Source organism: Pseudomonas sp. BN411 (genome assembly GCF_029871235.1).
In the GTDB taxonomy this organism is placed as follows: domain Bacteria; phylum Pseudomonadota; class Gammaproteobacteria; order Pseudomonadales; family Pseudomonadaceae; genus Metapseudomonas.
In genome coordinates this window covers 44,809-64,634 of record NZ_SSOM01000070.1, presented here as the reverse complement: position 1 = coordinate 64,634, position 19,826 = coordinate 44,809, and the positions used below count along the sequence as shown (strand labels likewise).

Below are 19,826 nucleotides of genomic sequence, written 5' to 3'. Positions count from 1 at the left end.
AAGAAATCCAATCCCGTGCGTGGTGCACGCATGGGCTCTGGCCTCCTGGCCACGACTGCCTCAGCAACTGATCACAACTTACAAGTAGTGAGGGAGTTTCCATGCTCAAGTCCTTCCCGTGCATCCGTGCCACCCTCGGTATCGCCCTGCTGGCCGCCGCCAGCGCGCCGGCCATGGCCGAGTCCTCCAACCTCACCGTGATCTCCTTCGGCGGTGCCACCAAGGCCGCGCAGGAAGCGGCCTATTTCAAACCCTTCGAACAGAGCGGCGCCGGCAAGGTGGTGGCCGGCGAGTACAACGGCGAGTTGTCCAAGGTCAAAGCCATGGTCGACATCGGCCAGGTCACCTGGGACGTGGTGGAAGTGGAGAGTCCCGAACTGCTGCGCGGTTGCGAAGAGGGCCTGTTCGAGCGCATGGACCCGGCCGTGCTCGGCCAGTCCGCCAGCTACATGCCCGGCACCGTCAGCGAGTGCGGCGTGGCCAGCTACGTCTGGTCCATGGTGCTGGCCTACAACGCCGACAAACTGGCCAGCGCGCCCAGCTCCTGGGCGGACTTCTGGGACACCCAGCGCTTCCCCGGCAAGCGCGGCCTGCGCAAGGGCGCCAAGTACACCCTGGAAGCGGCACTGCTGGCCGACGGGGTGAAACGCGAAGACCTCTACAAGGTGCTGGAAACCCCGGAAGGCGTATCCCGTGCCTTCCGCAAGCTGGATGAGATCAAGCCGCACATCCAGTGGTGGGAAGCCGGCGCCCAGCCGCCGCAATGGCTGGTGGCCGGCGACGTGGTGATGTCCGCTGCCTACAACGGCCGCATCGCCGCCGCGCAGAAGGAAGGTTCGAAGCTCGCCATCGTCTGGAACGGCAACCTCTACGACCCGGACCACTGGGCCATCGTCCGCGACAGCCCGAACAAGGCATTGGCCGAGCGCTTCATCGCCTTCGCCAGCCAGGCGGAAACCCAGAAGACCTTCTCCAGCCAGATCCCCTACGGCCCGGTCCACAAGGACGCCCTGGCCGCCTTGCCCGCCGCAACCCAGGCACAACTGCCCACCGCACCGGCCAACCTGGCCGAGGCGCAGCTGGTCAGCGCCGAGTTCTGGGTCAACCACGGCGAGGAGCTGGAAGAGCGCTTCAACGCCTGGGCGGCACGCTGAAATTCTCGCCCCTTGGCCGCCAAGTACGGTGGCCGAGAGCGGCGTGACTGACGGGGACGGCGCAGCCGTACCTGGTACTACCAAGCCCGCCGGCATCCACGGCCAGGCGGGCGGATAACAAATACAAGATTGGAGAGTGTCATGAGTGCAAGTGTGTCCGTTCCTGCCCATGGGCAGGCGGAGGCGGGTGGTTTCCGCCGGGTGCTGGGTCTGGGGGCGCTGCTGTCCGTCGCCATCGGCCTGGTGGTGTCACAGGGGGTAATGGTGCTGATGTTGCAGGGCGCCGGATTCTCCGGCCTGGGCTTCATCGTGCCGCTGGGGTTGGCCTACCTGCTGGCCCTGAGTTACGCGTGTTCCTTCTCCGAACTGTCGCTGATGATTCCCCGCGCTGGCGGCCTTTCCAGCTACACCGAAGTGGCGCTGGGGCATTTCCCGGCCATCCTCTCCACCTTCTCCGGCTACGTGGTCGTGGCCATGTTCGCGCTGTCGGCCGAGCTGCTGCTGCTCGACCTGATCGTCGGCAAGATCTACCCGGGCGTGTTCCCGCCGTTCACCATCGCCTTCGGCGTGCTCGGCCTGTTCACCGTCCTCAACCTGATGGGTATCGACATCTTCGCCAAGCTGCAGACCGCACTGGCGACGGTGATGGTGTTCGTGCTGCTGTTGCTGGGCATTGCCGCCATCGTCGAAGGTGCGCCGAGCGAAACCGCCAGCACCGTGATCCAGGGCGACTGGAACCCCATGGGCGCCGGTGTACTGACCCTCACCGCGCTGGCCGTGTGGGGCTTCGTCGGCGCCGAGTTCGTCTGCCCTCTGGTCGAGGAAACCAAGCGGCCGGAACGCAACATCCCGCGCTCGATGATCATCGGCCTGACGGTGATCTTCCTCACCATCGGCCTGTATTGCCTGGGTGCGCTGTTCATGGTGCCGCAGGAAGCGCTGACCACCGACGCGCTGCCGCACTACCTGTTCGCCACCAAGGTGTTCGGCAAGGCCGGTGAGCTGTTCCTGGTGATCGCCTCGGTGACTGCCACCTTCAGCACCCTGAACTCCTCGCTCGCGTCCATTCCGCGCATGCTCTACGGCATGGCGCAGAACGGCCAGGCCTTCCCGATCTTCAAGCGCCTCAGCCCGCGTGCCCGTACCCCCTGGGTATCGGTGCTGTTCGTGTCGGCCATCACCGGCCTGCCGATCCTGGTACTTGGCCAGGACGCCGCCTCGGTCAACCTGCTGCTGTTGGCCGCCGCGCTGGCCTGGCTGCTGGCCTACATCATCGTCCACCTGGATGTGATCGCCCTGCGCCGCCGCTACCCGGCCATCGCCCGTCCGTTCAAGACGCCGTTCTATCCGCTGCCGCAGCTCTTCGGCATCGCCGGGATGCTCTACGCCATCTGGTACGCATCGCCGAGCCCGGACATGACCGGGAAGATCTTCGGCATCGCCGGCGTGGTGCTGGGGCTGGTGTCGGTGATCGCGGTGGTGTGGATCAAGGTCGTGATGCGCAAGGACCTGTTCCGCCCCGAAGCCCTGGAGGGCACCCACTGACCCAGTGACCGATTCACCCGGGGCCGGTCCGGCCCCGATCCCGCCCGGCAGCATGCCGGGCCCCTGCCTGCCGCCGGCCCACCAGAGGCCGGCGCAGTGGAACGACCTTGGCCCTCTGGCCAGCAACTGCCCTGCAATCCAACAACAAGCAAAGCCATCAGGCTGCGGGAGACTGTTCCATGTTCAAACCCTTGCTGCGTCGCATCACCAAACCCCTTTGCTATACCGCCCTGGCCGCAGGCGTCGCCACTGGCGCGCAGGCTGGCACCCTGTCCATCGGCCATACCACCTGGGTCGGCTACGGCACCCTGTACCTGGCCCGCGATCTCGGCTTCTTCAAGGAGCAGGGCCTGGATGTCGAGCTGACCACCATGGAAGAAGCCTCGATGTACATGGCCGCCCAGGCCTCCGGCCAGCTTTCCGGCTCGGCCTCGACCATCGACGAAGTGCTCAAGTACCGCTCCGGCGAATTCTGCTTCAAGGCTGTGGCCGCACTCGACGACAGCTACGGCGGCGACGGCGTGCTGGTGGGCGACAAGGTCACCAGCCTCAAGGAGTTGAAGGGCCAGTCGGTGGCGGTCAACGAAGGTTCCGTCTCGCAGTTCTGGCTGTCCTACCTGCTCAAGCACAACGGCATGAGCATGGCCGACCTGGACGTGCAGAACATGACCGCCGACGACGCCGCGACCGCCTTCATCGCCGGCCGCGTGCCCGCCGCCGTGACCTGGGAGCCGCACCTGTCGATGGTGCGCCAGAAAGGGCAGGGCAAGGTGCTGATCGACAGCACCGAAACACCCGGCGTGATCGTCGACGTGGTGGCCCTGTCCTGCGATGTGATCGAGAAGCAGCCGGAAGATGTGAAGGCGCTGGTCAAGGGCCTGTACAAGGCCGTGCAGTTCACCCGCGACAACCCCGAGAAGGCCCACGAGATCATGGCCAAGGGCGTCGGCGGCTATCTCTCCGACCCGGCCGAACTGGCCAACGCCGCCAAGGGCGTGCGCTTCTACGACCAGGCCATGAGCGAGACGCTGCTGGGCACGCCCGGCAAGCCGGGGCAGATCCAGGAGGTGATCCGCCTGGCCAACGAAACCTGGAGCAGCCTGCAAGGCAAGCCTTTTGCCGTCAGCTACGACGACCTGGTCGATACCCGGTTCGTCACCCCCTAAGCGGAGACCGTCATGACTTCCAAGCAGAATTGGCTCAGCCGCTGCCTGACCCCGAAAGTCGACCTGCCGGCGCGGCTGATCCTCAGCGCCAGCACCCTCGGCTGGCTACTGGTGCTCGGCCTCTGGGCCGGGCTGTCCTACGGCGGGCTGGTGCCGTCGATGTTCCTGCCCACACCGGGCGCGGTGCTGGAGGCGGCCGGGCGACTGGCCGCCGACGGCACCCTCGGCAAGCACGTGCTGGCCAGCGTCGAAGTGGTGCTGATCGGCTTCATCCTGTCGTCCCTGGTGGCGGTGCCGCTGGGGCTCTTGATGGGCAGCTTCCGCATCGTCCAGGCCTTCCTCGAACCCCTGGTGAACTTCATCCGCTACCTGCCGGTGACCTCCTTCGTGCCGCTGTTCATCCTGTGGATCGGCATCGGCCTGGAGCAGCGGGTGACGGTGATCATCTTCGGCGTGTTCTTCCAGCAGTTGGTGATGATCGCCGACGTCTCCAAGGGCGTATCGAAGGACCTGATCAACGCCTCCTACACCCTGGGCTCGAACCGCCGCGACGTGATCTTCCACGTGCTCGGCCCGGCGTCCCTGCCCGGCGTGCTGGATACCCTGCGGGTGACCATGGGCTGGGCCTGGACCTACCTGGTGGTGGCCGAACTGGTCGCCGCCAGCAGCGGCCTGGGCTACATCAGCCTGAAGGCCATGCGCGGCTTCCAGGTGGATGTGATCTTCCTCGCCATCGCCATCATCGGCCTGCTCGGCCTGGTGACCGATCAACTGTTCCGTCTGCTTCGACTGAAGGTGGCTTCATGGGCGCAGTAACCGCAATGCACAGAGACGCGGCCGTCAACCAGGCGGCAGCCGGCAACCAGCAGGCCCGGCTGCGGGTGGAGCAGGTCTGCCTGCGCTACAACACCCCGGACGGGCAGACCTTCACCGCCCTGGAGAACGTTTCGCTCAGCGTGCCGGACCAGCAATTCGCCGTGCTGGTGGGGCCTTCCGGCTGTGGCAAGTCGAGCCTGCTCTACCTCACCGCCGGCCTGGCTGAACCCACCTCGGGCGAGATTTACGTCGGTGGCAAGCGAGTGGAAGGGCCGGGTCCCGATCGCGGCATGGTGTTCCAGAGCTACACCCTGTTCCCCTGGCTCAGCGTGCGGCAGAACATCGAGTTCGGCCTCAAACGCAAGGGCATGCCCAGCGCCGAGCGCGAGGAAATCGTCAATTTCTACCTCAACGAGGTGGGGCTGACGCAGTTCGCCGACCGTTATCCCAAGCAGCTCTCCGGCGGCATGATGCAGCGCGTGGCCATCGCCCGCGCCCTGGCCAACGACCCGCAGATCCTGCTGATGGACGAGCCTTTCGGCGCGCTCGACAGCCAGACCCGCATGCAGATGCAGCAACTGCTGCTGCGGGTGTGGGAGCACAGCAAAAAGACCGTGGTGTTCGTCACCCATGACATCGACGAAGCCATCCTCCTGGGCGACCGCGTCTACGTGATGGGTGCGCGACCGGGGCGGATCAAGCGCGAGATGGATGTGCCCATGCCGCGCCCGCGGGACATGGACATGGTGATGGAGCGCCAGTTCATCGAGATGAAGCGGGAGATCCTCGGGCTGCTGCACAACGAACTGGAAGAGCCTCACTGAGGCCCCTGGCCGGGCGACGTGCAGTTCGTCGCCCGTGCCTCTGCCCGCCGGCCTTGCACCCCGCCAGGTGCCGGGCGCCAGGGCGTCTGGCGGGCAGGGCAGCTTTTTCGTATAGCCCGAAGACAAATTTAGTAATTTCGCTGCCCGGCAGCTTCAGCCAGCATCGGTACCACTGAATACCGGGACGAGGAGACCCCTAACAATGAACGCTCAATTCCAAGCCCAACGCGAAACCCGTGACTACCAGGCATCCGATGCGGCCCACCACATCCATGCCTTCCTCGACCAGAAGGCGCTGAACGCCGAAGGGCCGCGGGTGATCGTTGGCGGCGAGCGCCTCCACCTCTGGGACAACGACGGCAAGCGCTACCTCGATGGCATGTCCGGCCTGTGGTGCACCAACCTCGGCTACGGCCGCAAGGACCTCACCGCTGCCGCTACCCGCCAGCTGGAGCAGCTGCCGTACTACAACATGTTCTTCCACACCACCCACCCGGCCGTGGTGGAGCTGTCGGAACTGCTGTTCAGCCTGCTGCCGGGCCACTACAGCCACGCCATCTACACCAACTCCGGCTCCGAGGCGAACGAGGTGCTGATCCGCACCGTGCGCCGCTACTGGCAGATCCTCGGCAAGCCTGAGAAGAAGATCATGATCGGCCGCTGGAACGGCTACCACGGCTCCACCCTGGGCGCCACTGCCCTCGGCGGCATGAAGTTCATGCACGAAATGGGCGGCATGCTGCCGGATATCGCCCACATCGACGAGCCGTACTACTTCGCCGAAGGCGGCGACCTGACGCCGGAAGAGTTCGGCCTGCGCGCCGCCCGCCAGCTGGAGGAGAAGATCCTCGAACTGGGCGCCGACAAGGTGGCCGCGTTCGTCGCCGAGCCCTTCCAGGGTGCGGGCGGCATGATCTTCCCGCCGGAAACCTACTGGCCGGAAATCCAGCGCATCTGCCGCAAGTACGACGTGCTGCTGTGCGCTGACGAAGTGATCGGCGGCTTCGGCCGTACCGGCGAATGGTTCGCCCACCAGCACTTCGGCTTCGAGCCGGACACCCTGTCCATCGCCAAGGGCCTGACCTCCGGCTACATCCCCATGGGTGGCCTGATCCTCAGCAAGCGCATGGCCGAGGCCCTGGTGGAGCAGGGCGGTGTGTTCGCCCACGGCCTGACCTATTCCGGCCACCCGGTGGCGGCAGCCGTGGCCATCGCCAACCTCAAGGCGCTGCGCGATGAGGGCGTGGTCACCCAGGTGAAGACCGATACCGGCCCGTACCTGCAACAGTGCCTGCGCGAAGTCTTCGGCAACCACCCGCTGGTGGGTGATATCCAGGGCGCCGGCCTGGTCGCCGCCTTGCAGTTCGCTGAAGACAAGGCCACCCGCAAGCGCTTCGCCAACGAGAACGACATCGCCTGGCGCTGCCGCACCATCGGCTTCGAGGAAGGGCTGATCATCCGTTCCACCCTGGGCCGCATGATCATGGCGCCGGCCCTGGTGGCCACCCGTGCCGAGATCGACGAGCTGGTGAGCAAGACCAAGATCGCGGTGGATCGCACCGCGCAAGAGCTGGGACGCCTCTAAGTCCCTGTCGACTGCCCCGGTCCGGTTCTGGACCGGGGCAGCCATTCCCGGATCTGCGCTGACGACGGCGGTGCTTCGGTTTGCTCCGGACTGCCGGGGCGGCGCTCATCCCCAAGAAACGAGTGCGAGACCTGGCATGCACAACAATGACAATCCGCAGGCTCCGGCGCTGGAACTGAGTACGATCCAGCCGATCTCCGCCGAAGAGCGCCATGGGCGCCCACGGGACCTGTTCACCATCTGGTTCGGTTGCAACCTGATCCTGTTGACCGTAATCACCGGCGCCCTCGCGGTGACCGTGTTCAAACTGCCTTTCTTTTCCGCACTGGCGGCGCTGGTACTGGGCAACCTGGTGGGGGGCGTGTTCATGGCCCTGCACTCGGCCCAGGGGCCACAACTCGGCGTGCCCCAGATGGTGCAGACCCGCGGCCAGTTCGGCTCCTTCGGCTCCCTGCTGGTGGTGGCCCTCGTCGTCGTGATGTACCTCGGCTTCTTCGCCTCGAACCTGGTGCTGGGCGGCCAGTCGCTGCACGGCCGTTTCCCGGCCGTCGACACCAACGTCGGCATCCTCCTGGTGGGCTTCATCAGCCTGGTGGCGGCGTCGGTGGGCTATCGCCTGATCCACGCCTACACGCGCGTCATGACCTATCTTTCCGGCGCGGTATTGTTGCTTGCCTTCGCCTGGCTGGTGTTCGGCCACGGCCTACCGGCGGACTTCCTTGAGCGCAATGAGACCTCCCTGGCCGGATTCCTCGGCACCCTGTCGGTGGCTGCGCTCTGGCAACTGGCCTATGCGCCCTACGTGTCCGACTACTCCCGTTACCTGCCGGAAGCCACGGGTTCGCGTAGCGCCTTCTGGTCCAGTTATTGGGGCTGCTGCCTGGGCTCCCTTCTGCCCATGCTGCTGGGGGTGATGGTGGCCCTGAGTATCGACGGCGATGACGTGGTGGGTGGCCTGATCGAGGCCACCGGCGGCCTCAGCGCCTTGCTGGTGGCGGTGCTCTCCATCGGCATCGCTGCTACCAACGCCATGAACCTGTACTGCGGTGCCCTGTCCACCATCACCGTGGGGCAGACCCTGGTGCCGTCCTGGTCGGCCGGGGCCGGTGCACGCATCCTCATCTCGCTGATCCTGTTCTCGGGCTCCCTGGCGTTGGCGCTGCTGGGGCAGGACGACTTCATGGTCAACTACACCAACTTCATTCTCCTGCTGCTGTACGTGCTGGTGCCCTGGAGCGCCATCAACCTGGTGGACTACTACCTGGTGGCCCACGGTCGCTACGACCTGCCGTCGTTCTTCCGTCGTGATGGTGGCCTTTACGGTCGCTGCAACTGGACGGCGGTCAACTGTTATGTGCTCGGCATCATCGTGCAGATCCCCTTCATGTCCACCGCCCTCTATACCGGCCCGGTGGCACGCGCTATGGACGGTGCCGATATTTCCTGGATCGTTGGCCTGGGTGTGATTTCGCCGGTCTACTACCTGGCCTGCCGCCTCGGCGGTCGGACCCGTGCCCTGGCCCAGACCGCTCAAGGAGGTGCCTGATGACCCGTCGTAGCGGATTCTTCTTCGACGAGCGCTGTTTCTGGCACGCCGCCGGGCTGCATAGCCTGGTGCTGCCGGTGGGGGGCTGGCTGCAGCCGCCAAGTGGTTCCGGTCATGCCGAGTCGCCGGAAACCAAGCGCCGGCTGAAGAGCCTGATGGACGTGTCCGGACTGAGTGACCGACTGGTGCTCTCCAGCGCGCCGATGGCAGCCGAGGAGGACCTGCTGCGGGTCCATCCGGCCCAGTACCTGGCGCGCTTCAAGGCCATGAGTGATGCCGGCCACGGTGAGCTGGGCGAGGAGGCTGCCGTCGGGCCGGGTACCTATGAAATCGCCCGGCAGTCAGCGGGGCTGGCCATTGCCGCCGTAGATGCCGTACTGCGTGGTGAGCTGGACAACGCCTATGCCCTGTCGCGCCCGCCGGGCCACCACTGCCTGGCGGATCGCGGCATGGGGTTCTGCTACCTGGCGAACATTGCTGTCGCCGTGGAAACTGCCAAGGCCCGCCACGGTGTCGGCCGGGTGGCCGTACTGGACTGGGACGTACACCACGGCAACGGCACCCAATCGATCTTCTACGGCCGCGACGATGTGCTGACCCTGTCGATCCACCAGGACAACTGCTTCCCTGTCGGTCAGGGCGCAGTGGAGGAGCGGGGCACGGGCGCCGGGCTTGGATACAACCTCAACCTGCCATTGTTCCCGGGCAGCGGCGACGACGCCTACCGCTACGCCATGGAGCGAGTCATCGTGCCGGCGCTGGAGCGTTTCGAACCGGAGCTGATAGTGGTCGCCTGTGGCTTCGACGCCAACGGCGTGGACCCGCTGGCGCGGATGCTGCTGCACAGCGAATCGTTCCGCGCGATGACGGCCATTTTGCGGGAGGCGGCCGACCGCCTTTGTGGCGGCCGGCTGGCGCTGGTTCACGAAGGGGGCTATGCGGAGGCCTACGTACCGTTCTGCGGCCATGCGGTAATCGAAGAGTTGGCCGGCGTGCGGACGGCAGTCGAAGACCCCTTCCTGCCGATGCTGGAAGGGCAGCAGCCCAATGCCGAATTCCGTGCGTTCCAGCGCCAGGCGATCGACCGGATGGCGGCAGCGCTGCTGAACTGAGAACACATCGCGGTGGTAATCACCGCGCGGAAGTCGGGGCTGTTTCCAGCCCCACTACGGACTGCCGGCTACCAGGGCCGGCGGTCCGACACCACAGCTGCTAGGCAGTTTTACGGCGCCCGGGATTGCTGCCCGCGCGCCGTTTTTTATTGCCCGCATTCTTTGTGCGACCAACTTCCTGTAGGGGCGAATTCATTCGCCATGGGCCGCGAAGCAGCCCCAATGGTCGGTCCAGGGCAGGATTAAGTGTTGCAAGTAGCTGCTTTGCCCGTAGGAGCTGGCTTGCCAGCGAATGGCCCCTTTTCGCTAGCAAGCTAGCTCCTACAAGGCTCCTGGACCGACGGTTCTGGCAACAGCTAACGCAGACAATGAATTCGCCCCTACAAGTGCCGCGACGAATGGTTAACGGAAGTATATTGCGCTCATAATATTACGAGTGTAATTTAAGTCCATCGCTTGGAACCCCAAGCCCTTTCCCCGGAGACAGAACCATGAGCGAACAGAAGCACCAAGGCGTTGCCCTGATCACTGGCGCATCAACCGGCATCGGCGCCACCTATGCCAAGCGCCTGGCCGAACGGGGCCATGACCTGCTGCTGGTCGCCCGTGACCAGAACCGCCTGGAGGCGCTGGCTGCCCAGCTGCGCGAGCAGGCGGGCGTGAAGGTGGAAGTACTGAAGGCCGACCTGACCGACCGCGCTGACCTGACCCGCGTGGCCCAGCGCCTGCGCAGTGATGCTGCCATCAGCGTGCTGGTGAACAATGCCGGCGTAGCCGTCAGCGGCAGCCTGCTGGACACCGACCTGGACCGCTTCGACGCGATGATCCAGCTCAACGTGGTGGCCGTGACCCACCTCGCTGCCGCCGCTGCCGCCAACTTCGTCGCCCAGGGGCGCGGCACCATTATCAACATCGCCTCGGTACTGGCCCTGGCGCCGGAAATGTTCAACGGCACCTACAGCGGCACCAAGGCCTTCGTGCTCAACCTCAGCCAGTCGCTGAATGCGGAAGTGAAGGAAAAGGGCGTGCGCGTGCAAGTGGTACTGCCGGGCGCGACCCGTACCGAAATCTGGGAACGCTCGGGCACCGGCATCGAGAACATCCCGCAGGAGATCCTCATGGACGTGGTCGAAATGGTGGACGCCGCACTGGCCGGCCTGGACCAGGGCGAGCTGGTGACCATCCCCTCGCTGCCGGACAAGGAAGACTGGGACCGCTTCACCGCCGCGCGCTTCCACATGGCGCCGAATCTGTCGCGCTCGTCGGCGGCGGATCGTTACAAGGCCTGATCGGGGCCAGATGAAAAAAGGCCGGGCAATTGCCCGGCCTTTTTTTTCGCGAATGATTTCGCTCCCACAGGCAGCCCAGAGAACGGAGCCAGTGGTGTGCTTTCCCGCAACATCGTGGTGATGGGTTTCGTTCCTCGACCCATCCTACGGGGTGGGGGTTTGTAGGATGGGTAGAGCGGAGCGAAACCCATGCGGACGGATCGATGGGTTTCGTTCCACAGCAGGACGCCGTGCGGGTGAAATCAGGCAAACACGAAGTACTTACGCACCGTCTCCACCACTTCCCAGGTGCCCTTCATGCCCGGCTCGATCACGAACACATCGCCCGCCTTCAGGTGCTTGGGTGCCTCGCCTTCGGGCGTGATGATGCAGTAGCCGTCCAGGAAGTGGCAGTACTCCCACTTCTCGTAGTTCACCTCGAACTTGCCGGGGGTGCAGATCCAGGTACCCATGATCTTGCTGCCGTCCTTCGACAGGTAGGCGTTGAGGTTCACGGTGTGCGGATCGCCGCCGATGCGCTTCCACTTGGTGGCATCCAGCACGGGGGTAGGGCAGGTCTCGCGCAGAACGGTGATGAAGTCGGACATTTCAGCTCCAAACGATCTGATGAAAGGTCCGTCACCATAGGTCTAACGCTGTGCCGGGAGTTGTCTGGATTCGACCCCCAGGTGTCTGGGAACGCGCCGGCAAAGTTGGCAAAAGGGCGCTAACGTGAATCCAGGGGCCCATCCCGGCCCCAGGCGGCGGCCCGTGTCGGGTTGCCTCGGCAGTAGCCCGGTGGAGCGATGGCGCTTCACGAGGAGGTGCTCTCATGAACACCCAGTGGTTCAGGCACGACAACGGCGCTTCGGAAGGCAGCTTCGACAAATGGTGGGATTCCTACGGCGAGTGGTTCGATTCCCAGGACCAGCTCCTGAGCGGCGAAAGCGGCATCCAGCGCCTTCACGCCCCGGATGGCCAGGTGCTGTACAGCAAACGGCAGATCAACCACTTCCACCGCGATCTCGTTCATCCCTTCGGTGAGCCGACCATCCTGCATGAGATGAAGGCGCTGCAGGCCCTGGCCCAGCTGGGCATCCGCGTGCCCAAGGTGGTGTTCAGTGCCGCGCGCAAGACCGACACCGAATGGCAGGCGCTGCTGGTGACCGAGAGCCTCGATGGCTTCATCAGCCTCGAAGAGTGGTACGCCCGGCCGGAATCGGCCGACCTGCGCCAGCAGATGATCCAGCAACTGGCCAACACCATCGGCCGCATGCACCGGGCGGGTTGGGAGCATGGCCGGCTGTATCCGAAGAACATCTTCGTCAAGGTCAGCGGCGAGCGGGACAGGAAGGTGGAGATAGCCTTGCTTGGGCTGGCCAAGAGCAACCACCGCCTGACGGCCTACAGCGCGTCCAAGCACGATTTCGAGCTGTTCAAGCAGCACCGCAAACCCATGCCCGATGAGGACTGGAAAGCCTTCGTCACGGCCTATCGGGATGTGATGGAGAGTGATTACGTGCCGTAGTTCGGCCCTGGCAGGGCGAAGGAGCTTTCGTAGGTTGGTGTAGAGCGCAGCGAAACCCAACGCTGCGGCGCCTGTGTCGTGGCGCGTTGGGCCTCGTGGACTCGGACCAACCTACGGGGCCGCTAGGCGTCCCTTGGCGAATGAATTCGCCCCTACAAATAGTCAGGGCTTCTCCAACGCCTTCAACGCCCCTTCGTGCAGCGGAATCGCCAGCCCGCGCCGGGCGTTGGCCTTCGACAGCTGCTCGCCCTGGATACTGCCGGCCGCCAGCCAGTCGTTGTCCGGCGCGAACAGTTGTTGCACCAGTTGTTCAGCCTCGCCCGCACTCAATTGCTCGTCGCACAGCAACAGCGCACTCACCGCAATGGTGGGCACCGGCGCCGTCTGGTTGGGATAGGTCGCGGCGGCCACCTGGGCGGCGAAGGTGCCAGGGCGGCTGGTTTCCAATTGGCGGATGGCCGATTCCTCCAGCGGCAGCAGGCGCAGCTGCATGGCTTCGCTGGCGGCGCGGATGCTGTCGGCGGGGGCGCCGATCACCTGCAGGGTGGCATCCAGGTTGCCGTCGCGGATGGCGGTCAGCGCCTGCTGCAAATCCAGGCTGGTGGCTTCGGCCAGGTCCGCCGTGCCGATGCCATGGGCCGCCAGCACAGCGACAGCGGTATCCCGCGAGGCTGAGCCGGGCTGCCCGAGGTTGACCCGTTTGCCGCGCAGGCCCGCCAGGTCATGGATGGGGCTGTCGCCGCGTACCAGCACATGCACGGGCTCGGGATAGAGGCTGGCCAGGGCGCGCAGCCCGGTGTAGGGGCCGCCCTCGGTGAAGGGGCCGCTGCCGCTCACCGCCAATTGCGCCATGTCGCTTTGGGACAGGGCCACCACCACGTCGCCCCGGCGCAGCATGCGCAGGTTGTCGAGGCCGCCTTCGGTGGTCAGCGGGGTCAGTTGCAGGCCCTTCGGCCGCATCAGGCTGGCCATGGCCTGGGCCAGCCGCGCGTACTGCCCGGACGCCGGGCCGCCCGCCAATGGGTAACCCTTCTGCAGCCGACTCAGGCGGCTCTGAATATTGTTCAGTGAGCGGCTCAGCTCGTCGGCGATGATGCTGCGCTCCTTCGTCCCCGTGCCGCCGGGTGCCAGATTCAGCGCGGTGCCGATGGCGGCCACCAGTTGTTCGCGGGTCTGGCCGACGCCGGGCTCGATGGTCTCGGGCGCGGGCGGCGCCTTGAAGCCCTGGGGCACGACGGCCACCCAGCCGCTGTCCGTCTCGCGGTAGATCAGGCTGCCGTGGGCGCTCAGCAGGTCGCCCTGTTTGTTGCCTTCATTGCGGATGCCGGACAGCCCGCGCGGCCCGGCGCCCAGGGCGCTGATCAGGCTGGCGACGCCGGGGGAATCCCAGGAGCCGAAGTCCTGGTCGCGCTCCACCTTCAGCGTGCTGTCGAAGTAGATCACCAGGCGTTTCTCGCCTTCTGGCGCGTTGGCGTCGCGGGCCGAGCCGCGCCGGCTCAGCTCGGCAAGGCTGAGCACGCCGCTGCCGAAAGCCTGCTTCAGGCGTTGCTGCACTTCGGCTTCCAGCGTCGCCTGGTCGGGACCACGGGAACAGGCAGTGACGGTCAGGGCGAGGAGGGCGATGAGGAGGGCGCGCAGCATGGTCAACCTCCCATTCCCGGCAATGCGAGAAAGCCCGTGAGTACCAGTGCGTTGAGCAGATCGATCAGGAAGGCGCCCACCAGCGGCGCGACGATGAAGGCCTCCGGGGCCGGGCCGTACTTGTGGGCGATGGCCTGCATGTTGGCGACAGCGGTGGCCGTGGCGCCAATGGCAAAGCCGCAGAAGGCCGCCGAGAGCACAGCGCTTTCGTAGTCGCGGCCGGTGTAGCGGTAGACCACCCAGGCGCCGTAGACCATGGCCAGGGCTGACTGGGCAATCAGCATCACCAGCAGCGGCCCGGCCACGCTGGCTACGTGGCCGAGGCTCAGCGCCATCATGGTGATTACCAGGAACAGCGACAGGGTGACCGACGCCATCAGGTCGATGGCGCCGTCGTTCAGCCGCACGCCCACCACTGGCAGGACGTTGCGGATCAGCACGCCCAGCAGCAGGCACCAGAGAAAGCTCGGCAGGGTCACGGCGCCTTCGCCGAACATCCCCGCCAGGAACTGACCGCCCACCAGGGCCGCCATGGTGGCCGCCAGAACATTGAGGAAGTTGCTCGCGGTAACCGGCGGAGCCATTTCGCCGGTGATCTCGTGGTGCTCGCCGGTGGGGACGTTGCCCGCCAGCTGGTGGCGCTTGATCAGCCACTGCGCCAGTGGTCCGCCGATGATGCCGCCGGCCACCAGGCCAAGCGTGGCGGAAGTCATCGACAGCTCCATGATCGCCTGCAGGTTGTTCACCTCGGCGAAGCGCTCGGCGTAGGCCGCCCCGGTGCCATGACCGCCGACCAGAGTGATGGTGCCGCCCACCAGGCCCATCAGCGGGTGCATGTCCAGGCCCCAGGCGACCAGAATGCCGAGAATGTTCTGCAGGAACAGGAAGGGGATCAGGGCGATGACGAACATCAACAGGCGCTTGCCGCCGTGCTTGAGCATGGCCAGGTCTGCCGACAGCCCCACTGCGGAGAAGAATGCCAGCAGCAGGGCGGGTTTCATGGTGGTGTCGAACTCCACGCTGAAGTCGCTCACAGCGCCGGCGATGGCCAGGGCGATGGCGAACAGCAGCCCGCCAGTGATGGGTTCGGGGATGTTATAGCGCGACAGCAAGGGGATCAGGCGGTTGACCAGGCGCCCGAGCAGCAGGGCGAGGGCGGCCAGGAGAAGGGTATCCAGGGGACTCAGCGTCACGTCGGTGCTTCCTGCCAGGGACTGCCCCGCAACAGGCGGGACCACATGCCTGGAGGTCTAGCCAAGGATGGCGGGCTTGTCGACCCGCTCAGAGGCGGGTGTCCAGCGCGTGGGGCCCCTCGGCGAGCTGCTCCTTGAGGAAGTCGATGCAGAGTTTCACCTTGGCCGAACCCGAGGCCCGCGCGGCCGTCACCGCCCAGACATCGGCGCTTTGCTGGTAGGCCGGCAGCACGCGCACCAGCTTGCCGGCGCGGATGCTCGGGGCTGCATCCCAGACCGAGGCCATGATCACCCCGTGGCCCTCGTGGGCCCACTGGCGCACCACGTCACTGTGATTGGAGGCCATGGGGCCGGTGACCTTCACCGTTTCCTCGCCATTCGGACCGGACAGGCGCCAGACGCCGAACCCCAGCTCGCGCTCGCGGAACAGCAGGCAGTCGTGTTGCGCCAGGTCCGCCAGAGTTCGCGGCTGCCCGCGTCGGGCCAGGTAGGACGGCGCGGCGCAGAGCATGCGGTAGCTCTCGGCGATCTTGTGGGCGATCAGGTGCGGCTCGTGCACCTCACCCACGCGCAGGTCGATGTCGAAGTTCTCGCCGATCAGGTCCACCCGCCGGTCCAGCAGTTCCAGCCAGACTTCCAGCCCTGGATGGCGCTGGCGCAGCAGCGACAGCACCGGCGACACATAGTCCCGCCCCAGACGCAGACTGGTGGCGAGGCGCAGCACGCCACGCGGTTCGCCCTTCAGGCCCGAGAGCGCCTCCACCATGCCTTCCACGTCTTCGAGGATTTTCTGCGCCCAGAGGAAGGCCGCCTCGCCATCGGCGGTGATGTTCACCCGCCGCGTGGTGCGGTTGAACAGCTTGACCCCGAGGGATTCCTCCAGCATCGCGATGCGTTTGCTGACATGGGCCGGTGAGATGCCCAGCTCGGTCGCGCCGGCGACGAAGCTGGAGCGCCGCGCCACGGTGCAGAACAGCAGGAGGTCGCGGAGGAAGGGATCATTATTCGCTAAAAGCGCATTCTGATTTTTCATGGAGGCTGATTATTGGTTGGATAGTGAATATTAGTCTCTCGATCGACCTTCCCACACCGGAATCGATCGAACGACATGAGCAGCCTCCGCATCGCCATTGCCGGTGCCGGCCTGATCGGCCAGCGCCACCTCGAACTCCTCCAGGCCAGCGCCTCCTGCGACCCCGTCGCCCTGGTAGACCCGGCTCCCTCCGCCGAAGCCGTGGCACAGCGCGCCGGCCTGCCGCTGTTCCCCTCGCTGGAGGCGCTGTTCGAAGCCGGACGCCCTGACGGCATCATCCTCGCCACGCCCAATCAGCTGCATGTGGAGCAGGCACTGACCTGCCTGCAAGCGGGCGTGCCGGCGCTGATAGAAAAACCGGTGGCCCACACGCTGGAAGCAGGCGAGCGCCTGCTGGCGGCTGCACAAGGCTCGAAGGTGCCGCTATTGGTGGGCCACCACCGTGCGCACAGCCCGATCCTGGAACGGGCGCGGGCGATCATCCGCGAGGGGCGCCTGGGCAACCTGGTGGCAGTGATGGGCAGCGCGCTGTTCTACAAGCCGGACGACTACTTCGACGCCGCGCCCTGGCGCCGCCAGGCGGGTGGCGGACCGGTGCTGATCAACCTGATCCACGAAATCGGCAACCTGCGCTCGCTGTGCGGCGAGATAGTTGCCGTACAGGCCCTGGCCTCCAGTGTCACTCGGGGGTTTCCGGTGGAGGACACGGTGTCCATCAACCTGCGCTTCGCCAGCGGCGCCCTGGGCAGCTTCCTGCTCTCCGACACCGCCGCCTCGGCCCGCAGCTGGGAGCAGACGTCGCAGGAGAACCGCGACTACCCGAGCTACGACGACGAAGACTGCTATCTCATCGCCGGTACCGGCGGTTCCCTGGCCGTGCCCACCATGCGCCTGAAGTGCTACGACCAGCCGGAGGATCGCTCCTGGTGGAAGCCGTTCAGCTGCGAGGTGGCCGATTTGGTGCGCGAAGACCCGCTGGCACGGCAGCTGGAGCATTTCTGCCAGGTCATCCGTGGTGAGGCGGAGCCGTTGGTGAGCGTGCGCGACGGCCTGCAGAACCTGCGGGTGGTCGAAGCCATCGCCCAGGCGGCGCGGGAAGGTGGAACAGTGGTGGTCGCGCAGTAGTTTATGGGTGCTCAGAACCTGCCATCGGGCGACGCGGGAGGGGATCGTTTTGTTGTGGGGGCGATTTCAATCGCCAACGGCGGCGCAGCTGCCCCTTGCGGAGTTCGCAGGGCAGACCTTCTGCCTGCTTGGCGAATGAATTCGCCCCCACAGGGTGCTCAGAACCTGCCATCGAGGGACGCGGGAGGGGATCGCTCGTTTGTGGGGGCGATTTCAATCGGCAAGGGCGGCGCAGCTGCCCCCTTGTGGAGTTCGCAGGGCAGACCTTCGGCCTGCTTGGCGAATGAATTCGCCCCCACAGGGCGTTGGGAGTCTGCGGGTAATGGTCGCGAAGTAGGTGGATCGCTTTCTTGTGGGGGCGATTTCAATCGCCAAGGGCGGCGCAGCTGCCCCTTGCGGAGTTCGCAGGGCAGACCTTCGGCCTGCTTAGCGAATGAATTCGCCCTCACAGGGTGCTCAGAACCTGCCATCGGGTGACGCGGGAGGGGATCGCTTGTTTGTGGGGGCGATTTCAATCGCCAAGGGCAGCGCAGCTGCCCCCTTGCGGAGTTCGCAGGGCAGACCTTCTGCCTGCTTGGCGAATGAATTCGCCCCTACAGGGTGCTCAGAACCTGCCATCGGGCGACGCGGAAGGGGATCGCTCTTTTGTGGGGGCGATTTCAATCGCCAAGGGCGGCGCAGCTGCCCCTTGTGGAGTTCGCAGGGCAGATCTTCGGCCTGCTTGGCGAATGAATTCGCCCCCACAGGGTGCTCAGAACCTGCCATCGGGCGACGCGGGAGGGGATCGTTTTGTTGTGGGGGCGATTTCAATTGCTAAGGGCGGCGCCGCTGTCCCCTTGCGGAGTTCGCAGGGCAGACCTTCGGCCTGCTTAGCGAATGAATTCGCCCCTACAAGTCAGGTTGCCTTCCACTCCCGGTACGCCTCCCTCATACACCGCGCACAAGGCCGATACCCCGCCGCCTGCGCGGTGGCTTCATCGAGAAAGAACACCCGCTCCCTCACATAGCCGCCCCGCGCGATGGCGCGCAGGGCGGTGGGGCAGTCGAGGCGGCCGTATATGTGCGACTTGCGGTGGCCACCCAGTGTTCCGGGAGCGGGGCTGGCGTATGGTTTCCCGTCCACTCCCAGCAGGGTCCAGGTTTTCACCTCTCGGCCTCGAGCTCCAGCAGGCGGCGTTTGCGTTCCACGCCCCAGCGGTAGCCGGAGAGGTTGCCGTCGCTGCGGATCACGCGGTGGCAGGGGATGGCCACCGCCAGGCTGTTGGCCGCGCAGGCCTGGGCCACGGCGCGTACGGCGCGGGGTGAGCCGATGCGCTCGGCGATTTCCGCGTAGCTCGCGGTGCTGCCCGGCGGAATTTCCCGCAGGGCCTGCCAGACCCGTTCCTGGAAGGCCGTACCGCGTACGTCCAGCGGCAGGTCCAGGCCCAGCCTGGGTGCTTCGATGAAGCCGATGACCTTGGCCACCAGTTGCTCGAAGTCGCTGTCGCCACCGATCAGGCGCGCGCGGGGGAACTTGTCCTGCAGGTCCCGCAACAGCGCATCCGGGTCGTCGCCCAGGAGGATGGCGCAAACACCGACGCCGCTCTGCGCCACCAGGAAGTGGCCCAGGGAGCATTCGCCCAGGGCGAAGCGGATCTCGTTGTTGGCGCCGCCGGCGCGGTAGTCGGCCGGCTTCATGCCCAGCACCTGGGCCGAGTCGGCGTAGAAGCGGCTGTTGGAATTGAAGCCGGCGTCGTAGATCACCTCCGTCACCGAGGCGCCCGGGCCGAGCTGGTCGCGCACCTTACGGGCGCGGCGGGCTCGGGCGTAGGCCTTGGGAGTCAATCCGGTGACTGCCTTGAACACCCGGTGGAAATGAGAAGCGCTCATGCCTGCCGATTCGGCCAGGGCCTCCAGGCCGGGCAGTTCCTCGGCGATTTCGATCTGCCGGCAGGCGGCTGAAACCAGCGCCGCGTGCTGCTCGGCCACGTGGGTCATGCTGGCGGCGGCGCGGCGGCTGGGGCGGTAGCCGGCGGCTTCGGCCTGCTCGGCGCTGTCGAAGAACTCCACGTTCTCCGGACGCGGCAGGCGGGTCGGGCTGCTGGGGCGGCAGTAGATGCCGGTGGTCTTCACCGCGTAGACGAACTGCCGGTCGGCGGCCGGGTCCCGTGCCTGCACGGCGGCCCAGCGCGGGTCCTGTTCGATGGCGGTCATGGCTGCGGGCTTCATGGCGCTCTCCGCTTTCTGTTCGGTCATGGCAGAGAGTATGCGGCCGGTCGGGGGCGTGCATCCTGACTCTTGCGGTCGAATT

The 19,826-nt window shown here is 65.9% G+C and carries 17 protein-coding genes; 11 read left to right on the top strand and 6 right to left on the bottom strand.

What is annotated here, in order from left to right; translation table 11 throughout:
• Positions 1-101 precede the first annotated feature (101 nt).
• The 9 genes from E8F06_RS16615 (at position 102) to E8F06_RS16575 (ending at position 11,037) form a co-directional block, all read left to right on the top strand.
• Positions 102-1,154, top strand: a complete 1,053-nt coding sequence (locus E8F06_RS16615) for an ABC transporter substrate-binding protein (RefSeq protein ID WP_280369233.1) — start codon at positions 102-104, stop codon at positions 1,152-1,154.
• A 141-nt stretch (positions 1,155-1,295) separates the two neighbouring features.
• Positions 1,296-2,699: an APC family permease gene (locus E8F06_RS16610; RefSeq protein ID WP_280369231.1), complete on the top strand. Its 1,404-nt coding sequence runs from the start codon at positions 1,296-1,298 to the stop codon at positions 2,697-2,699.
• Positions 2,700-2,878: 179 nt separating this feature from the next.
• Positions 2,879-3,865: an ABC transporter substrate-binding protein gene (locus tag E8F06_RS16605; protein ID WP_280369229.1), complete on the top strand. Its 987-nt coding sequence runs from the start codon at positions 2,879-2,881 to the stop codon at positions 3,863-3,865.
• Positions 3,866-3,877: 12 nt separating this feature from the next.
• Positions 3,878-4,681 carry an ABC transporter permease gene (locus tag E8F06_RS16600; RefSeq protein ID WP_151132719.1) on the top strand — a complete coding sequence of 268 codons (804 nt, stop codon included), beginning with the start codon at positions 3,878-3,880 and terminating at the stop codon, positions 4,679-4,681.
• Positions 4,669-5,505: an ABC transporter ATP-binding protein gene (locus E8F06_RS16595; protein ID WP_280369227.1), complete on the top strand. Its 837-nt coding sequence runs from the start codon at positions 4,669-4,671 to the stop codon at positions 5,503-5,505. The genes E8F06_RS16600 and E8F06_RS16595 overlap by 13 nt, the downstream gene beginning before the upstream one ends.
• A gap of 202 nt (positions 5,506-5,707) precedes the next feature.
• Positions 5,708-7,090 (top strand): aspartate aminotransferase family protein, encoded by a 1,383-nt coding sequence (locus E8F06_RS16590; protein ID WP_280369225.1) that lies wholly within the window; start codon positions 5,708-5,710, stop codon positions 7,088-7,090.
• 136 nt (positions 7,091-7,226) lie between these two features.
• Positions 7,227-8,636 (top strand): cytosine permease, encoded by a 1,410-nt coding sequence (locus E8F06_RS16585; RefSeq protein ID WP_280369222.1) that lies wholly within the window; start codon positions 7,227-7,229, stop codon positions 8,634-8,636.
• A complete protein-coding gene (locus tag E8F06_RS16580; RefSeq protein WP_280369220.1) occupies positions 8,636-9,748 on the top strand; it encodes a class II histone deacetylase in 1,113 nt (370 codons plus the stop codon). The genes E8F06_RS16585 and E8F06_RS16580 overlap by 1 nt, the downstream gene beginning before the upstream one ends.
• Positions 9,749-10,239: 491 nt before the next feature.
• Positions 10,240-11,037, top strand: coding sequence for an SDR family oxidoreductase (locus tag E8F06_RS16575; RefSeq protein WP_280369218.1), 798 nt, complete (start codon positions 10,240-10,242; stop codon positions 11,035-11,037).
• 242 nt (positions 11,038-11,279) lie between these two features.
• On the opposite strand, the gene E8F06_RS16570 is transcribed toward E8F06_RS16575, so the two are convergent.
• Positions 11,280-11,624 carry a cupin domain-containing protein gene (locus E8F06_RS16570; RefSeq protein WP_151132725.1) on the bottom strand — a complete coding sequence of 115 codons (345 nt, stop codon included), beginning with the start codon at positions 11,622-11,624 and terminating at the stop codon, positions 11,280-11,282.
• Between the two features lie 224 nt (positions 11,625-11,848).
• On the opposite strand from E8F06_RS16570, the gene E8F06_RS16565 reads away from it, so the two are divergent.
• A complete protein-coding gene (locus tag E8F06_RS16565) occupies positions 11,849-12,544 on the top strand; it encodes a lipopolysaccharide kinase InaA family protein (RefSeq protein WP_280369216.1) in 696 nt (231 codons plus the stop codon).
• 162 nt (positions 12,545-12,706) lie between these two features.
• Here E8F06_RS16565 and E8F06_RS16560 read toward each other — a convergent pair whose 3' ends face one another.
• From E8F06_RS16560 to E8F06_RS16550, 3 genes are all read right to left on the bottom strand, one after another.
• Positions 12,707-14,185, bottom strand: a complete 1,479-nt coding sequence (locus tag E8F06_RS16560) for a TAXI family TRAP transporter solute-binding subunit (protein WP_280369214.1) — start codon at positions 14,183-14,185, stop codon at positions 12,707-12,709.
• Between the two features lie 2 nt (positions 14,186-14,187).
• Positions 14,188-15,378 carry a sodium/glutamate symporter gene (gltS, locus tag E8F06_RS16555; RefSeq protein WP_280369211.1) on the bottom strand — a complete coding sequence of 397 codons (1,191 nt, stop codon included), beginning with the start codon at positions 15,376-15,378 and terminating at the stop codon, positions 14,188-14,190.
• 88 nt (positions 15,379-15,466) lie between these two features.
• Complete coding sequence (locus tag E8F06_RS16550; protein ID WP_280369208.1) at positions 15,467-16,411, bottom strand: LysR family transcriptional regulator; 945 nt, start codon at positions 16,409-16,411, stop codon at positions 15,467-15,469.
• Positions 16,412-16,486: 75 nt separating this feature from the next.
• Here E8F06_RS16550 and E8F06_RS16545 point away from each other — a divergent pair, with 75 nt between their 5' ends.
• On the top strand, positions 16,487-17,536 hold the full coding sequence (locus tag E8F06_RS16545) for a Gfo/Idh/MocA family oxidoreductase (RefSeq protein ID WP_280369207.1): 1,050 nt from the start codon (positions 16,487-16,489) through the stop codon (positions 17,534-17,536).
• 895 nt (positions 17,537-18,431) lie between these two features.
• Here the strand turns inward: E8F06_RS16545 and E8F06_RS16540 are convergent.
• Both E8F06_RS16540 and ada read right to left on the bottom strand, forming a co-directional pair.
• Positions 18,432-18,683 (bottom strand): Ada metal-binding domain-containing protein, encoded by a 252-nt coding sequence (locus E8F06_RS16540; RefSeq protein WP_280369205.1) that lies wholly within the window; start codon positions 18,681-18,683, stop codon positions 18,432-18,434.
• Positions 18,680-19,744, bottom strand: a complete 1,065-nt coding sequence (gene ada, locus E8F06_RS16535; protein WP_280369203.1) for a bifunctional DNA-binding transcriptional regulator/O6-methylguanine-DNA methyltransferase Ada — start codon at positions 19,742-19,744, stop codon at positions 18,680-18,682. The genes E8F06_RS16540 and ada overlap by 4 nt, the downstream gene beginning before the upstream one ends.
• Positions 19,745-19,826 lie beyond the last annotated feature (82 nt).

Excerpts from the sequence above, each read along its gene's own strand:
- E8F06_RS16615 (WP_280369233.1), top strand. The coding sequence starts at position 102 with ATGCTCAAGTCCTTCCCGTGCATCCGTGCCACCCTCGGTATCGCCCTG.
- E8F06_RS16610 (WP_280369231.1), top strand. The coding sequence starts at position 1,296 with ATGAGTGCAAGTGTGTCCGTTCCTGCCCATGGGCAGGCGGAGGCGGGT.
- E8F06_RS16605 (WP_280369229.1), top strand. The coding sequence starts at position 2,879 with ATGTTCAAACCCTTGCTGCGTCGCATCACCAAACCCCTTTGCTATACC.
- E8F06_RS16600 (WP_151132719.1), top strand. The coding sequence starts at position 3,878 with ATGACTTCCAAGCAGAATTGGCTCAGCCGCTGCCTGACCCCGAAAGTC.
- E8F06_RS16595 (WP_280369227.1), top strand. The coding sequence starts at position 4,669 with ATGGGCGCAGTAACCGCAATGCACAGAGACGCGGCCGTCAACCAGGCG.
- E8F06_RS16590 (WP_280369225.1), top strand. The coding sequence starts at position 5,708 with ATGAACGCTCAATTCCAAGCCCAACGCGAAACCCGTGACTACCAGGCA.
- E8F06_RS16585 (WP_280369222.1), top strand. The coding sequence starts at position 7,227 with ATGCACAACAATGACAATCCGCAGGCTCCGGCGCTGGAACTGAGTACG.
- E8F06_RS16580 (WP_280369220.1), top strand. The coding sequence starts at position 8,636 with ATGACCCGTCGTAGCGGATTCTTCTTCGACGAGCGCTGTTTCTGGCAC.
- E8F06_RS16575 (WP_280369218.1), top strand. The coding sequence starts at position 10,240 with ATGAGCGAACAGAAGCACCAAGGCGTTGCCCTGATCACTGGCGCATCA.
- E8F06_RS16570 (WP_151132725.1), bottom strand. The coding sequence starts at position 11,624 with ATGTCCGACTTCATCACCGTTCTGCGCGAGACCTGCCCTACCCCCGTG.
- E8F06_RS16565 (WP_280369216.1), top strand. The coding sequence starts at position 11,849 with ATGAACACCCAGTGGTTCAGGCACGACAACGGCGCTTCGGAAGGCAGC.
- E8F06_RS16560 (WP_280369214.1), bottom strand. The coding sequence starts at position 14,185 with ATGCTGCGCGCCCTCCTCATCGCCCTCCTCGCCCTGACCGTCACTGCC.
- E8F06_RS16550 (WP_280369208.1), bottom strand. The coding sequence starts at position 16,411 with ATGAAAAATCAGAATGCGCTTTTAGCGAATAATGATCCCTTCCTCCGC.
- E8F06_RS16545 (WP_280369207.1), top strand. The coding sequence starts at position 16,487 with ATGAGCAGCCTCCGCATCGCCATTGCCGGTGCCGGCCTGATCGGCCAG.
- ada (WP_280369203.1), bottom strand. The coding sequence starts at position 19,744 with ATGAAGCCCGCAGCCATGACCGCCATCGAACAGGACCCGCGCTGGGCC.